Annotated in this window: 16 protein-coding genes; 4 read left to right on the forward strand and 12 right to left on the reverse strand. The window is 52.4% G+C overall.

All coding sequences use genetic code 11. The features are described 5' to 3' along the window. Positions 1 to 254, forward strand: a 254-nt coding sequence (locus tag NNO03_RS14155; RefSeq protein ID WP_271449811.1) for a hypothetical protein, incomplete at its 5' end; no start/stop codon positions are given. Between the two features lie 24 nt (positions 255 to 278). Here the strand turns inward: NNO03_RS14155 and hemG are convergent. Genes hemG through pepQ form a run of 4 tightly spaced genes read right to left on the reverse strand, consistent with a single transcriptional unit; the run spans position 279 to position 4,271 of the window. Beyond that, positions 279 to 824 (reverse strand): menaquinone-dependent protoporphyrinogen IX dehydrogenase, encoded by a 546-nt coding sequence (gene hemG, locus NNO03_RS14160; protein ID WP_271449812.1) that lies wholly within the window; start codon positions 822 to 824, stop codon positions 279 to 281. 11 nt (positions 825 to 835) lie between these two features. Beyond that, complete coding sequence (trkH, locus tag NNO03_RS14165) at positions 836 to 2,287, reverse strand: Trk system potassium transporter TrkH (RefSeq protein ID WP_003017848.1); 1,452 nt, start codon at positions 2,285 to 2,287, stop codon at positions 836 to 838. Between the two features lie 38 nt (positions 2,288 to 2,325). After that, entirely contained in the window at positions 2,326 to 2,940 is a 615-nt protein-coding gene (locus tag NNO03_RS14170) for an IMPACT family protein (protein ID WP_271441035.1), read from the reverse strand. Continuing rightward, the gene (pepQ, locus tag NNO03_RS14175) at positions 2,940 to 4,271 is read right to left on the reverse strand and encodes a Xaa-Pro dipeptidase (protein WP_271441034.1); all 1,332 of its coding nucleotides are present in this window, start codon (positions 4,269 to 4,271) and stop codon (positions 2,940 to 2,942) included. Before pepQ ends, NNO03_RS14170 begins: the two co-directional genes overlap by 1 nt. A 189-nt stretch (positions 4,272 to 4,460) precedes the next feature. Here pepQ and fadB point away from each other — a divergent pair, with 189 nt between their 5' ends. Then, complete coding sequence (gene fadB / locus NNO03_RS14180) at positions 4,461 to 6,650, forward strand: fatty acid oxidation complex subunit alpha FadB (protein WP_271441033.1); 2,190 nt, start codon at positions 4,461 to 4,463, stop codon at positions 6,648 to 6,650. A 9-nt stretch (positions 6,651 to 6,659) separates the two neighbouring features. Then, positions 6,660 to 7,823: an acetyl-CoA C-acyltransferase FadA gene (gene fadA, locus NNO03_RS14185; RefSeq protein WP_271449813.1), complete on the forward strand. Its 1,164-nt coding sequence runs from the start codon at positions 6,660 to 6,662 to the stop codon at positions 7,821 to 7,823. Between the two features lie 154 nt (positions 7,824 to 7,977). Here fadA and NNO03_RS14190 read toward each other — a convergent pair whose 3' ends face one another. The 4 genes from NNO03_RS14190 to ubiD form a co-directional block, all read right to left on the reverse strand. Then, entirely contained in the window at positions 7,978 to 8,958 is a 981-nt protein-coding gene (locus NNO03_RS14190) for a LacI family DNA-binding transcriptional regulator (protein ID WP_271449814.1), read from the reverse strand. A gap of 7 nt (positions 8,959 to 8,965) precedes the next feature. Next, positions 8,966 to 9,880 (reverse strand): ROK family protein, encoded by a 915-nt coding sequence (locus NNO03_RS14195; protein WP_271449815.1) that lies wholly within the window; start codon positions 9,878 to 9,880, stop codon positions 8,966 to 8,968. A 248-nt stretch (positions 9,881 to 10,128) separates the two neighbouring features. Next, entirely contained in the window at positions 10,129 to 10,830 is a 702-nt protein-coding gene (gene fre / locus NNO03_RS14200) for an NAD(P)H-flavin reductase (RefSeq protein ID WP_271449816.1), read from the reverse strand. 40 nt (positions 10,831 to 10,870) lie between these two features. Further along, complete coding sequence (ubiD, locus tag NNO03_RS14205) at positions 10,871 to 12,364, reverse strand: 4-hydroxy-3-polyprenylbenzoate decarboxylase (protein WP_040230095.1); 1,494 nt, start codon at positions 12,362 to 12,364, stop codon at positions 10,871 to 10,873. Between the two features lie 166 nt (positions 12,365 to 12,530). Between ubiD and rfaH the strand changes: the two genes are divergently transcribed. Further along, positions 12,531 to 13,019, forward strand: a complete 489-nt coding sequence (gene rfaH, locus NNO03_RS14210; protein WP_137383146.1) for a transcription/translation regulatory transformer protein RfaH — start codon at positions 12,531 to 12,533, stop codon at positions 13,017 to 13,019. Between the two features lie 6 nt (positions 13,020 to 13,025). On the opposite strand, the gene tatD is transcribed toward rfaH, so the two are convergent. Genes tatD through tatA form a run of 4 tightly spaced genes read right to left on the reverse strand, consistent with a single transcriptional unit; the run spans position 13,026 to position 15,450 of the window. Further along, on the reverse strand, positions 13,026 to 13,808 hold the full coding sequence (gene tatD, locus NNO03_RS14215) for a 3'-5' ssDNA/RNA exonuclease TatD (protein ID WP_137383147.1): 783 nt from the start codon (positions 13,806 to 13,808) through the stop codon (positions 13,026 to 13,028). Positions 13,809 to 13,849: 41 nt separating this feature from the next. Beyond that, entirely contained in the window at positions 13,850 to 14,641 is a 792-nt protein-coding gene (gene tatC / locus NNO03_RS14220) for a Sec-independent protein translocase subunit TatC (RefSeq protein WP_137383148.1), read from the reverse strand. Positions 14,642 to 14,643: 2 nt separating this feature from the next. Next, positions 14,644 to 15,192, reverse strand: coding sequence for a Sec-independent protein translocase protein TatB (gene tatB / locus NNO03_RS14225; RefSeq protein ID WP_271441028.1), 549 nt, complete (start codon positions 15,190 to 15,192; stop codon positions 14,644 to 14,646). A gap of 3 nt (positions 15,193 to 15,195) precedes the next feature. After that, positions 15,196 to 15,450 carry a Sec-independent protein translocase subunit TatA gene (tatA, locus tag NNO03_RS14230; protein WP_003017888.1) on the reverse strand — a complete coding sequence of 85 codons (255 nt, stop codon included), beginning with the start codon at positions 15,448 to 15,450 and terminating at the stop codon, positions 15,196 to 15,198. Between the last annotated feature and the right edge of the window lie 38 nt (positions 15,451 to 15,488).

A 15,488-nucleotide genomic window follows, 5' to 3' on the forward strand; every position in this document is an offset into this window, starting at 1 on the left:
TCTTCGAGTGCCCACACAGATTGTCTGATAAATTGTTAAAGAGCAGTGCCGCTTCGCTTTTTCTCAGCGGCGCGGGGTGTGCATATTACGCCATCCCGCTACGAAGTCAAGCATTTAATTTCGCTTTCTTCGCCGGAGTTCTCAGTGGAACCCCGCTGACCCGGCGGCTTGTAATCCGTTGTTCCGTGTCAGTGGAGGCGCATTATAGGGAGTTATTTCAGGCTGACAAGGGGAAATTTGAAATTATTTACTGAGTGCGTATTTTTTATTCTTTCCGTTTATTTTGGCAACGTTTTGTTGGTTAGTTGGGCTATTTCCCGCGCAAAACCCGCTACCTGTTCCCAGTCGGTATAGATCACTTCTTTCTTTGTATCCGTTTCACCGCCTGACATCTTCATAATCAGTTGGATCATGACACGGTCATACCAACGATAACGAGGATAAAGCAAAGCACCCGCGATCACTGCACTGCGATCTGGTCGCCACGGAGAGCCCATCAGAAACTTACGCGCATAGCTATTAGTTTGCGGTGTGCGTTTTTCCGGTTTACGGGCAACCAGGTTAACAGAGTAAAACGCACTCGGCATTGTATTCAGTTGCGTGGCATGCTTTTTCACAAACTCCTGAAATGCAGAATGGTAATGGCCATAGCGAATTGATGCGCCAATCACCACGCTGTCATAATTTTTCCACTCAGGCTCTTCGGTACGATGCAAATTCATGACATCTGCCCAGACACCCAGCTCTTTAAGTTCAGAAGCCAGATACTCAGCGATTTCGCGAGTTTGTCCGTCCCGGGAAGAAAAAAGAATCAGTGTTTTCACGTGTTACTCCATTATTCACGCCAGAAAGTAGGGGTAAAGAGCACCAGCAGAGTAAAGACTTCCAGACGACCAAACAGCATGTTGGCAATCAGGATCCATTTCGCCACCGGGTTCATGCTGGCAAAATTGTCGGCAACAACCCCGAGCCCAGGCCCGAGGTTATTCAACGTCGCCACTACGGAGGCAAACGCAGAGAAGTCATCCACACCAGTCGCAATAATTGCCAGCATACTGATAATAAAGACCAGCGCATAGGCAGAAAAGAAGCCCCATACCGCTTCAAGGATTCGTTCCGGCAACGCACGGTTGCCTAACTTAATGCTATAGACCGCATTAGGGTGAACCAGTCGCTTCAGTTCGCGGTTACCCTGTTTAAACAGTAACAGGATACGAATCACCTTCAAACCACCGCCCGTTGACCCGGCACAGCCACCAATAAACGCAGAACACAGTAGCAACACCGGCAGGAACAACGGCCAGCGAGCAATACTGTCTGTGGTAAATCCGGCAGTGGTCGCCATCGATACCACCTGGAAAAAGGCCTGGTTGATTGTCGTAAGCGCCGAACCGTATGTATTGTGTATCCACAGCACCAGCGTACAAACGGCCACCAGTGTTAACTGCACTCCGATAAACATGCGGAATTCAGGGTCGCGCCAATAAACCTTCAGGCTGCGTCCACTTAGTAAAGAGAAGTGCAAACCGTAGTTACAACCGGAGATCAGCAAGAAGATAGCGATAATGGTGTTGATGGTAGGGCTGTCGAAATAGCCCACACTGGCGTCGTGTGTTGAAAAGCCGCCGATAGCAATGGTGGCGAAGCTATGGCCAATAGCGTCAAAGGCAGGCATCCCGGCAAACCACAGCGCCAGCGCACACGCAACCGTCAATAGCACATAGATGAGCCACAAGGTTTTCGCCGTTTCGGCAATACGTGGGCGCATTTTGTTATCTTTCAGCGGCCCCGGCATTTCTGCACGATAGAGCTGCATCCCACCCACGCCAAGGATAGGCAGGATAGCCACCGCCAGCACGATGATCCCCATACCACCAAACCATTGCAGCATCTGACGATAAAAGAGAATGGCATGCGGCAGTGAATCCAACCCCACCAGCGTCGTCGCCCCCGTGGTGGTTAACCCGGAGAAGGATTCAAAAAAAGCATCGGTGATCGTGAGGTTCGGGCTCTCTGCGAAAATAAACGGTAGCGCACCCACGCTGCCCAGCACAGTCCAGAATAAGACGACTATCAGAAACCCTTCACGGGATTTCAGCTCGCCCTTCTCCTTACGGTTCGGCCACCACAACATGGAACCGATCGCCAGGGCAACAAAGAAAGTTTGCGTAAATGCACGACCCGCACCATCACGGTAGATAAGTGCTACCAGTCCGGGGATGATCATCGTCCCCGAAAATAAGATGACCAGTAGTCCAACGATTCGGGTGATGGCGCGAAAATGCATCTCTGCCGCTTCCTTAGTTCTTTAAAATGAGGTGGGGATTATTCTTCAATCGCTAACAATTGCAATGAACCACGACTAAAATCCGCCAGCTTTGCTGAAAATTCATCCACTTTCGCAAAAGGAAGCGCCACCCTGAGCCGAACAAAAGCCTGGTAATCACTGGCGACGACTTTACCGTCAAACTGCCCCAGCAAGGCTTCAATACCTGCCAGTTGGCCGTACTCACACTGCAAAGTATATTCGGTTAATGGCGTCTTGCGCTGTGTCGTCAACTGACGCAGCGCCTGATTTACACCGCCACCATAGGCTTTCACTAGCCCGCCGGTGCCAAGAAGGATACCGCCATAGTAGCGCACGACCACCGCGGTAATCTCACCAACGCCGCTCCCCATCAATTGTGCGAGCATCGGCTTTCCTGCCGTACCCGCCGGTTCACCATCGTCTGAAAACCCCAGCTGCTGCGAGTCATTCGGCGCACCCGCCACCCACGCCACACAATGATGACGGGCATCCGGGTGTTCCGCTCTGACTGACTCAACAAACGCTTTCGCCGCTTCTACACCGTCCGTATGGGCAAGTAACGTAATGAAGCGGCTTTTTTTGATTTCTTCAACGACGCTAACCGGCGCCGCAGGGATTAACCAACTGTCCATTACGCCAGTTTCAAATCCCGCGTCATGTTTTCAATATTGCTCTCGTGGACAACCACGTTATCTTCAATACGAATCCCGCCGAAGGGCTTCAGCGCTTCAATTTTCTGCCAGTTGAAGTGCTTGCTGAATTTCCCTTCACGCCACGGGGCGAGCAGCGATTCAATGAAGTAGATACCCGGTTCGATGGTCAGAACCATGCCCGGCTGCAGCACACGGGTGCAACGCAAGTAAGGGTACTTCGACGGCGCGGCAAGGTGTGTGCCCGTGTCATCCTGCATGAAACCGGCAACATCATGCACCTGCAGACCCAGCGGGTGACCGATACCGTGCGGCATAAACGGTCCAGTGAGATCATTTTCCACCATCGCCTCTTCACTCATATCGGTGATGATTTGATGTTTACGCAGCAGCTTCGCAATACGCTGATGGAACTGAATGTGATAGTCCACATAGCTGACACCCGCTTTCATCGTCGCGATGAGCGCCAGCTCTTCGTCGTTAACGTCTTTCACCAACTGTGCATAGTCGTTGTCGCTTTTCGCCGACCAGGTACGCGTCAGGTCTGCTGCATAACCGTTATATTCCGCCCCCGCATCCAGCAGGAAGCTGCGGATTTCGGACGGAGCCTGATGATCCAGTTTGGTATAATGCAGCACAGAGGCGTGTTCATTGAGTGCGACGATATTGCTGTACGGTACGTCGGTATCGCGGTGACCGGTCGCGGTCAGGTAGGCGAGGTTGATATCAAACTCGCTCATCCCGGAACGGAACGCTTCTTCCGCGGCACGGTGCCCACTCACCGCCATTTTCTGCGCTTCACGCATACAGGCCAGTTCGTAATCTGTTTTATAGGCGCGGTAATAGTGCAGGTAGTCGATTACCCCTTTCGGGTTGATGTTGCTGGCCGCGATGTCCAGTTGCAGCGCACGTTCCGGAACCGGACCGATATAACCGATATTGCCGCGTGCAGCAGGCAGTTGGCTACCGATACCCTCCGCTTTAGGCAGCGCAATGATCTCGACTTCTTCCGTCCAGAAGGAGGTCGGCAGCGGCTCTACGTTGTGCCAGTAATCAACCGGCAAATAGAACCACAGTTTTGGCTTATTCACACCATCCACCAGCAACCAGCAGTTGGGAACCTGCGTTACGGGAACCCAGGCTTTAAACTGCGGGTTGACCTTAAACGGATACGGATGGTCGTCGAGAAAAACGTTAACAAGCTCGCCAGAATGAATAAGTAACGCATCCAGCTTGAAGCGAGCCAGTGCATCACGCGTACGTTCTTGTAAGGTAACAATATGATTCTTATAGAGTGCGGCCAGTGATTCCATTTTCTATCCTTCTGTTTTTTTGACCTCAAGTCTCCGCATCTTAGCACATCGCTTTATGACTGCGTGATTTCTGCCGAGCGTGATCGAATCGTCATTTCTTTAATCATTTATTTGCATTTTTTTAACATAAAACACACACTTCGATTCATCTGGTATGACCAGATCACCTTGCGGATTCAGGAGACTGACATGCTTTACAAAGGCGACACCCTGTACCTTGACTGGCTGGAAGATGGCATCGCCGAACTGGTGTTCGATGCCCCTGGTTCGGTCAATAAACTCGACACGGCCACCGTTGCCAGCCTGGGCCATGCGCTTGACGTGCTGGAAAAACAACCAAATTTAAAAGGGCTGCTCCTGCGCTCTAATAAAGCGGCTTTTATTGTCGGTGCCGATATCACCGAATTTCTTTCACTGTTCCTCGTTCCCGAAGAGCAGTTGAGCCAGTGGCTGCACTTTGCCAATAGCGTCTTTAATCGCCTGGAAGATCTGCCTGTTCCGACTATCTCTGCGGTAAACGGTTACGCGCTGGGCGGCGGCTGCGAGTGTGTGCTGGCAACTGATTATCGTCTGGCAACACCGGATCTGCGCATTGGTCTGCCGGAAACCAAACTGGGCATTATGCCGGGCTTTGGCGGTTCCGTGCGTATGCCGCGCATGTTGGGTGCGGACAGTGCGCTGGAAATCATTGCTGCGGGTAAAGATGTTGGTGCTGAGCAGGCGCTAAAAATCGGCCTGGTCGATGGCGTAGTGAAACAAGACAAACTGCTTGATGGCGCGATCGCGGTATTACGTCAGGCGATTAACGGCGACCTCGACTGGAAAGCCAAACGCCAGCCGAAGCTGGAACCACTGAAACTCAGCAAAATTGAAGCGGCCATGAGCTTTACCATCGCCAAAGGCATGGTGGCGCAGACGGCCGGTAAGCATTATCCCGCACCGATTACCGCGGTAAAAACCATTGAAGCAGCGGCCCGTTTTGGCCGTGAAGAAGCGCTGAATCTGGAAAATAAAAGCTTTGTTCCACTGGCGCACACCAGTGAAGCCCGCGCGCTGGTTGGGATCTTCCTTAACGATCAGTTCGTGAAAGCCAAAGCCAAAAAGCTCACCAAAAATATTGAGGCACCAAAGCAAGCAGCGGTGCTGGGCGCAGGCATTATGGGCGGCGGTATTGCTTACCAATCTGCCTGGAAAGGCGTGCCAGTAGTGATGAAAGACATCAATGACAAATCACTGACGCTGGGTATGACCGAAGCGGCCAAGCTGCTGAACAAACAGCTTGAGCGCGGCAAGATAGACGGTCTGAAAATGGCCGGCGTCATTTCAACCATTCAGCCAACTCTCGACTATAGCGGTTTCGAGCGTGTAGATGTGGTAGTTGAAGCGGTAGTCGAAAACCCGAAAGTGAAAAAAGCGGTACTGGCGGAAACCGAAGATAAGGTGCGCCCGGACACCGTACTGGCGTCGAATACGTCTACTATCCCAATTAACGAGCTGGCCAGCGTTCTCAAACGCCCGGAAAACTTCTGCGGTATGCACTTCTTTAACCCGGTACACCGTATGCCGCTGGTTGAAATCATTCGCGGAGAGAAAAGCTCGGATGAAACTATCGCCAAGGTTGTCGCGTGGGCAAGCCAGATGGGTAAAACACCTATTGTGGTTAACGACTGCCCAGGCTTCTTTGTCAACCGCGTGCTGTTCCCTTACTTTGCGGGCTTCAGCCAGTTACTGCGCGACGGTGCGGATTTCCGCAAAGTCGACAAAGTGATGGAGAAACAGTTTGGCTGGCCAATGGGCCCGGCTTATCTGCTGGACGTGGTGGGTATTGATACCGCGCATCACGCTCAGGCGGTGATGTCCGCGGGCTTCCCGCAGCGTATGCAGAAAGATTATCGCGACGCGATTGATGCGCTGTTTGATGCCAGCCGTTTCGGACAGAAAAACGGTCTTGGATTCTGGCGCTATAAAGAAGACAACAAGGGCAAGCCGAAGAAAGAAGAAGACGCCGCCGTTGATGGCTTACTGGCAGACGTCAGCCAGCCGAAACGCGACTTCAGCGACGAAGAGATTATCGCTCGTATGATGATCCCAATGGTCAACGAAGTGGTGCGTTGCCTGGAGGAAGGCATCATTGCCAGCCCGGCAGAAGCCGATATGGCACTGGTTTATGGTCTGGGCTTCCCTCCGTTCCACGGTGGTGCGTTCCGCTGGCTGGATACACTTGGCAGTGCGAAGTATCTCGATATGGCGCAGCAGTATCAGCACCTGGGTCCGCTGTACGAAGTACCAGCCGGTCTGCGTGATAAAGCACGCCATAACGAACCGTATTATCCCCCGGTTGAGCCTGCCCGCCCGGTTGGCGACCTGAAAACGGCTTAAGGAGTCACAATGGAACAGGTTGTAATTGTTGATGCGATCCGTACCCCGATGGGCCGTTCGAAAGGGGGCGCGTTTCGCAACGTGCGGGCAGAAGATCTCTCCGCACACTTGATGCGTAGTCTGCTGGCGCGTAATCCCGCGCTGGAACCCACCGCGCTCGATGATATTTACTGGGGTTGTGTGCAGCAGACGCTGGAGCAGGGTTTCAATATCGCCCGTAACGCCGCCCTGCTGGCAGAAGTCCCACACTCCGTTCCTGCGGTTACGGTCAACCGTCTGTGTGGTTCGTCGATGCAGGCGCTGCACGATGCGGCACGCATGATTATGACTGGCGATTCACAAGCGTGCCTGGTGGGCGGCGTGGAACATATGGGCCATGTGCCGATGAGCCACGGCGTTGATTTCCACCCGGGTATGAGCCGTAACGTAGCGAAAGCCGCGGGAATGATGGGGCTGACGGCAGAAATGCTCTCTCGTATGCACGGTATCAGCCGTGAAATGCAGGATGCCTTCGCCGCACGCTCACATGCTCGTGCCTGGGCTGCTACTCAGTCCGGTGCCTTTAAAAACGAGATCATCCCGACTGGCGGTCACGATGCCGATGGCGTGTTGAAACAGTTTAACTATGATGAGGTTATCCGTCCGGAAACCACTGTCGACGCGCTGTCCACCCTTCGCCCGGCATTCGATCCGGTCAGCGGTACCGTCACCGCGGGTACCTCTTCCGCGCTCTCCGATGGTGCTGCCGCGATGCTGGTAATGAGTGAGAGCCGTGCTCGTGAACTGGGTCTGACGCCGCGTGCGCGTATCCGCTCAATGGCCGTAGTCGGCTGTGACCCCTCAATCATGGGTTATGGTCCGGTTCCTGCCTCAAAGCTGGCGCTGAAAAAAGCGGGACTCTCCACCAGCGACATCGGCTTGTTTGAGATGAACGAAGCCTTTGCCGCCCAGATCCTGCCGTGCATTAAAGATCTGGGGCTGATGGAGCAGATCGACGAGAAGATCAACCTCAATGGCGGGGCGATCGCACTGGGTCACCCACTGGGATGCTCTGGTGCGCGTATCAGTACCACCCTGCTCAACCTGATGGAACGCAAAGACGTGCAGTTTGGTCTGGCGACGATGTGTATCGGGTTAGGCCAGGGCATCGCGACAGTATTTGAGCGAGTGTAATCAAGGCACGTTACTTATTGTAGGCCGGGCAAGCGAGGCGCCCCCGGCGACTATGCCGGATGGCGACGCTGATGCGTCTTATCCGGCCTACAATGCAAATGCCATTGTATAACAATTTAGTTGCCGTTCTTCCCGCCTGTCAGGGGCGGGTTTTTTATTTCCCTGAACTACCACGTACCACCAACTGCACCGGCAGCAACAGATTCTCTTCCGGCTTGCCTTCCAGCAGTAAACGCAGTGCTTCGCGCCCCAGTTGCTGCTTATCAACCGCGATTGTAGTCAGCGGCGGATGTGACCAGGCCGCAGCATCAATATCATCAAATCCTACCAGCGCAAGATCTTCCGGAATACGAATCCCCTGCTGCACACACACCCGCTGAACAACCATCGCCGCCGCATCGTTATAAGCAAAAATGGCATCGGGCGGTTCCGGCAGACTGAGCAGTTCATTAACCGCCTCGACCAACGATTGTTCGGTATCCAGCAGCGGCGGTGCGATGGCTTCATACTCTGGAGGCATCAGCAGACGGGCTTCATACAGTGCCTGGCGATAACCCTTTTCACGCTGACGAATACTGAAGTGTGAGAGAGTACTGGCAAGAAAAGCGATACGGCTACGCCCCTGTTCGATCAAGTGTTTTGTCGCCAGATAGCCGCCCTGGGTATTGTCCGGATTGACGCATGGCAAACCTGGAGCCCACAGATCCACCAGCACCAGCGGCAATTTCATCTGTTGCAGCAACCCAAGCAATTCAGGCTCAAAAAATCCGGCGCAGATCAGCGCATCCGGCTGGTGCAACATCACCTGCTCACTTACCGCATCGCCCGGACCGATAGAGAGAAAGCTCAGCGCAATACCCTGATCACGGCAGGCATCATCAATACCCAGTAACAGCTGTGAGTAAAACGGCAATGCCCGGCTAATATTGTGTTGTCGATGCAACAAAAACAGGACTCGCTTGAGCTTGTCACTGCGCAGGCGGGAAAAATCATAACCTTGCTGTTGCGCCACAGAAATAATGCGCAACCGGGTATCTTCACGCAACCCGGGCTGACCTTTTAGTGCGCGGGATACAGCGCCAACTGAGACGCCGCAGGCTTCGGCAATATCTCTGATTCGTACAGGTTTCGTCATTTCACTCTCATTGATTTTCGCTGGCTTGTTGTGCTCCCAGCCAGGCCGCGCCGCGTACGCCGCTGCTGTCACCGTGGCGGGCCTGAATAATCGGTGTATGGCACTGTTTACCGAACACGTACTGTGCCACGCGTGCCTGCAAACCCGAATACAGTAATGTGATATTAGAGACCCCCCCTCCCAGCACAATGACATCAGGGTCGAGTGTATTCACAATGCCTGCCAACGCGCGCGCCAGTTGATCACAGTAACGCTCCCATAACAGGCAAGCGTCTGCATCACCCAATTCTACCTGCTGCATGATGTGAGGAACGCTGACATGTTGATGAGTGTGATTCATGTACTGGCGTTCCAGACCACTGCCAGAGATAAAACTTTCGATACAGTTCTGTTGTCCGCAATAACAGGTAACCACCTCACCATCCCGGGACTCATGGTAACGTGGCAATGCATTATGCCCCCACTCCCCTGCGCAGGCATTAGGACCGGAGATCAAACGGTTATCAATACACAATCCGCCTCCGCAGCCAGTACCGAGAATTACGCCAAATACCACACTGTGTCCGCGTCCACTGCCGTCCATAGCCTCTGACAGTGTAAAACAGTTAGCATCGTTAGTGACGGGCACAGGCATCCCTAATGCGTGTTCAAGGTCACGGGTAAAAGCCTGCTGATTTAGCACCAGAATGTTGGAATTTTTAATTAATCCCTTGCTGTCTACTGCTCCAGGAACTCCGATACCGACCGACAAAGGTTGGTTAACGGTCTGCATAGCCTTAGCAATCATATCCGTCACGGCCTGGAAAAAATCGCCGTAGCTTTGCCTGGGTGTAGCGCATCGTTCGCGGTAAATAATCTCACCCGTTTTATCAATTACCACCGCTTCAATTTTAGTCCCGCCTATATCCAGTCCGAGCCTCATGGTGACCTCTCCTCTCATTGGCATCTCGCAGTTATGATGCTGCATAGAGTGCCCAATTTGTTTACTAAACAAATAGTGAGATGTCACAAAATGCTGTGATGTCTGCAGATAAACAGAAAAATAGTTTTGTTTACTAAAAACAATACGGTTTTGTAAAGCAGGAGATATGCAAAGATGCTGGGCCAGCAACCGTTATGTGGAAGGTGGGGAATTTATCAATGCGCCGGCGGGGTTCCGGCGCATATCGCTTAAATAAACGCGAACGCGTCGCCAAACAGACGATCTTCACGTGCCTGACGTTCATTGCAGAACAGGTCGCGCGCGATTTTAGCCATCTCGAAACGCCCGGCGATATAAATATCATGTTCCGCCAGAGTGCCGTAATCCTGTAACACCGCCGTTAATACGGTTCCCGTACGACCACGCCAGCCCGTTTCAGGCTGTTCCACTACCGGCTCAACACGCAGGTTCGGATGATTAACTGACAGTGCCTCCAGTTCAGAGAGATCGTAGAGATGTTTCTCTTCTCGTCCGCCCCAGTAAATAGTGATATCCCGGTTTGGATTGCGCGTCAGTGCTGTCAGCAAAATCGAACGTACGTATGAAAACCCTGTGCCGCCAGCAATCAGGATCAGCGGACGATTCTCATCATCACGCAGCCAGGCTTCACCGTGCGGGATATCGACCTTAATTTCCCGATCTTTCAGAATTCGGTCCATAACAGCCATGGCATAAAGATTTAGCTCAGAAGCACCCACATGCAGCTCAATGAATCCGTGCTCATCCGGCGTAGATGCCATGGAGAACGGGCGTTTATCACGTTCGTCCATCACGACCATTAAATACTGACCAGCACGAAAGGAAAACGCCGCGTCCGGCACTAAACGTACGCGATATACGGTGTCAGTGATAGCTTCTACCGAGGTCACTTTACAGCTTAAGGTTGTCATGCGCTCTCTCTGTCGGATCAATAGGCAAAACGATCGCGCCTCAGGCGCTTTTGCCGTCATTAAAGATGGCTAATTCATCCCAAATTGCGTCAATACGCGCAGTCACTTCAGGATCTTTTTTAATCGGGCGTCCCCACTCTCGTTGGGTTTCACCCGGCCATTTATTTGTGGCATCCAGCCCCATTTTTGAACCAAGGCCGGAAACCGGCGAGGCAAAGTCCAGGTAATCAATCGGCGTATTCTCTACCAGTACCGTATCCCGGGCCGGGTCCATACGGGTAGTAATTGCCCAAATCACATCGTTCCAGTCACGTGCGTTGACATCATCATCGCAGACAATAACAAATTTGGTGTACATAAACTGACGCAAAAATGACCAAACGCCCATCATGACGCGTTTGGCATGGCCTGCGTACTGTTTTTTCATCGTCACCACGGCCAGCCGATAAGAACAACCTTCCGGCGGCAGATAAAAGTCGACGATTTCCGGGAACTGCTTTTGCAGAATAGGGACAAAGACCTCATTCAGCGCCACACCGAGCACCGCTGGTTCATCTGGTGGACGTCCGGTGTAGGTGGAGTGATAAATCGCATCTTCACGCTGGGTAATGTGTGTGACAGTGAAAACCGGGAAGCTATCCACTTCATTGTAATAACCCGTATGATCGCCATACGGTCCTTCCGGTGCCAGTTCACCCGGCTCGATATAGCCTTCCAGAACAATTTCAGCGCTGGCGGGTACTTCGAGATCGTTGGAGATACATTTGACAACTTCGGTCTTAGTGCCACGCAGCAGCCCAGCAAAGGCGTACTCTGATAATGTATCAGGCACAGGGGTCACAGCACCCAGGATGGTCGCTGGGTCTGCCCCTAACGCAACGGAGACAGGGAAACGCTCACCAGGGTGTGCAGCGCACCACTCCTGATAATCCAGCGCGCCGCCACGATGTGAAAGCCAACGCATAATGAGCTTATTTTTGCCAATCAACTGTTGGCGATAAATACCCAGATTCTGTCGCTCTTTATGCGGTCCACGCGTGACGGTGAGTCCCCATGTAATTAGCGGCGCTGCATCTTCCGGCCAGCAGGTCATGATCGGTATACGGTTTAAATCAACGTCATCGCCTGAGGATATTTTTTGCTGACAAGGCGCACCGCGTAGCCGTTTGGTCGGCATGTTAAGCACCTGCTTGAACTGCGGCAGCTTATCAAACAGATCGCGGAATCCTTTCGGCGGCTCCGGCTCTTTCAAAAACGCCAACAGCTTACCAACTTCCCTTAGTGCTGAGACATCTTCTTGCCCCATCCCCATGGCGACACGCTTCGGAGTGCCAAACAAATTGCACAGTACCGGCATTGAATAGCCTTTTGGATTCTCAAACAACAGCGCAGGCCCACCAGCACGCAAGGTGCGATCGGCAATTTCAGTGATCTCCAGATGGGGATCCACTGGAAGCGTAATGCGTTTGAGCTCGCCCTGCTGTTCAAGCTGCGTCAGGAAGTCGCGTAAATCGTGATATTTCATGGCGTCCATTTTGGCCTCTTTGTAAGCGCCTCATTATACGGCGTTCATCATTGTGATGCTGTATTTTTGTTAAATTAGCGTGAACTCTGGCAACCAACACCGATGAGGCTTGAAAGATGAAGTGTATAATGACTTTTGCTATGCTTGCGCTCAGAACAAGCGGATAAGAGTTATTATGCAAGCCTGGTATTTACTGTACTGCAAACGCGGGCAACTTCAGCGTGCCCAGGAACACCTGGAAAGACAAGCAGTCAACTGTCTGACGCCAATGATCACCCTGGAAAAAATGGTGCGGGGTAAACGTACCACAGTCAGTGAGCCACTTTTCCCTAATTACATGTTTGTCGAATTCGATCCGGAAGTGATCCACACCACGACCATCAATGCGACGCGTGGCGTCAGCCATTTTGTACGCTTTGGGGCAACACCAGCTACCGTTCCCTCTCCCGTTATTCACCAGCTTTCTATCTACAAGCCCGAGGGGATTGTAGACCCGGAAACGCCGCATCCTGGCGACAGTGTCATTATCACTGAAGGGGCATTTGAAGGGTTGAAGGCGATTTTCACCGAACCCGACGGCGAAGCGCGTTCCATGCTCCTGCTTAACCTGTTGAATAAAGAGGTTAAGCAGAGCGTGAAAAACACCGGCTTTCGAAAGATATAAACAGACTCAGAAAGTCACTTCGAATAACGTTCTGACGTTGGCATCAATCGCCGTTGATAGCCACTGAGGATCTTCCCCGCGCCAGTGCGCAATACGCTCAAGAATATGCGGCAGGTGCGCAGGTTCATTGCGTCGGGAAGTCGGCTTCACGGCCAGATCGCGTGGGAGTAAATAGGGCGCGTCTGTTTCTATCAGCAGCCTTTCCACCGGGATAAAAGGCAGTAGCTCCCGTAGTTCCATACCCCGACGCTCATCGCAGACCCATCCGGTAATCCCGATATAAAGCCCTCTGTCCACGCAGTCCTGCATCTCCTGGCGCGAGCCAGTGAAACAGTGCAGCACTGCGCCAGGGAGGCTGTCCAGCCAGGGTTCCAGCAGCGTCAGAAAACGTTCGTGGGCATCCCGACAATGCATGAAAACAGGCATCTGCAATTCGGCGGCAATACGCAATTGCGCCTCAAAAGCCCGTTCCTGTTCCTGTGGAGTGGAGTAATTGCGATTGAAATCCAGGCCGCATTCACCAATGGCGACCACTTCGGACTGGTTCGCCAATGCAATAATTTCCGCCTCTGTTGAGGATTGCCATTGGCTACTGTCATGCGGGTGGACGCCTGCAGTGGACCAGCAATGTGGATAATGCTGTGCCAGCTTTAGCGCCTGCTGGCTTTCATGCAGGTTTGTTCCGGTCAGAAGCATGCCGTTTACACCGGCAGCAAAAGCGCGTGCTACAACCTCATCCCTGTCTTTCGCAAATTGTGAACTGGTTAGATTAACGCCAATATCAAACATGCTTCCTCCCATATGACAACCGCCCTTACGGGCGGCTGAATTTACTCTTCGGTTTTCTCGGTGGCGTCGGCTTCTTTTGCTTCTTCAGCCTCGTTGTCCTCATCTCGCGTACGTCGCTTACCGACATAGAAACGAGAGAAGAAAACACCCACTTCAAACAGGCAGTACATCGGTATCGCCAACAGCGTTTGCGAGAAGACATCTGGTGGAGTCAGTAACATCCCCACGACAAATGCCCCGACAACTACGTAAGGACGTTTCTTACGTAAATCATCAGGTGTCGTAATGCCCATCCAGCACAGCAATACAATGGCGACAGGAACCTCAAAAGAGACACCAAACGCCATAAACAGTGCCATGACAAAGCTGAGATAACTGGCAATGTCTGTCGAAACCTGCACGCCTTGCGGAGCTGTGTTGGCAAGGAAGCCAAACGCCAGCGGGAAGACGACAAAATAGGCGAATGCCATCCCGATATAGAACAACAGCGAACTTGAGACCAGCAGCGGCACGACAAGGCGGCGTTCATGCTTATACAAAGCAGGCGCGATAAATGCCCATACCTGGTACAGGATCACAGGTGCCGACAGGATCAGCGACACCATAAAGGTTAGCTTTATCGGGGTAAAGAACGGTGAAGCCACATCGGTGGCGATCATCGTTGCACCCTGAGGCATCTGCTTAATCAGCGGTGCCGCAACCATATGGTAAATGTCGTTGGCAAAATAAACCAACGCCAGAAAGATCACCATAACCGCAATAATGCAGTTCAGGAGTCGCTTACGCAGCTCAATAAGATGCGTGATGAGCGGTTGAGTATCTTCTACAGACATGTTTACGGTTTATCACTCGACGAGGGTGAGGATTCGACAGCAGGTGCAGCAGGTTTCTTTTCCGCGTCCATCGACGTAACGGAAGCAGTTTCCTTCAACTCCGGCGCGTCAGCACCCGTGGATTCCGGTTTTTGCTCCGGCGAACTGGCCTGTCCTTCAGCAGTAGCAGGGGTAACCCCCTCGTGCTGCGCTTCACTTCCTTTCACCACAGGGTTATGGATAGTGTGCGCTTCATCGCTCGCTTTCTCAGGATCGTGCACGCTGTAAGAACGCTTCATCGACTCAGCCGCTTCGCGCAGCTCATCCATCGATGCTTTCAGCTCCGGCGTCAAATTTGTCAGGCTCGCTTTTTCTACTTTCTTCAGGCTGTCCTGAAACTCCTGAAGCTTAAGCTCCTGGGTCAGTTCATTCTGCACAGTAGTTGCAAGAGAGCGCAGCGCACGGACCCAGCCCGCGACCGTTTTTACCGCTACGGGCAATCGTTGTGGCCCCAGTACGATGAGGCCGATAACGAACACCAGTAACAGTTCGCTAAAACCGATATCAAACACGGATTATACCTGCTCTTTATCTTGGCTTTTGGCGTCTTCTTTCTTCACTTCACCCTGCTTATCGGTGATGGATTTAGCGGTAAAATCAGCGTCCTGGCTGGTTTTATCCTGCTTAGGTTCATCATCACCCATCGCTTTCTTGAAGCCTTTAATAGACGCGCCAAGGTCGGAACCGATGGAGCCGAGTTTCTTGGTGCCAAATAGCAGTACAACGATGACGGCAATGATCAACAACTGCCAAATACTGATACCACCCATACATGTTCCTCTGTCATAGATGATGAATTAATTAGGCC

The sequence above is a fragment of the Citrobacter sp. Igbk 16 genome (assembly GCF_028069755.1).
Lineage (GTDB): Bacteria > Pseudomonadota > Gammaproteobacteria > Enterobacterales > Enterobacteriaceae > Citrobacter.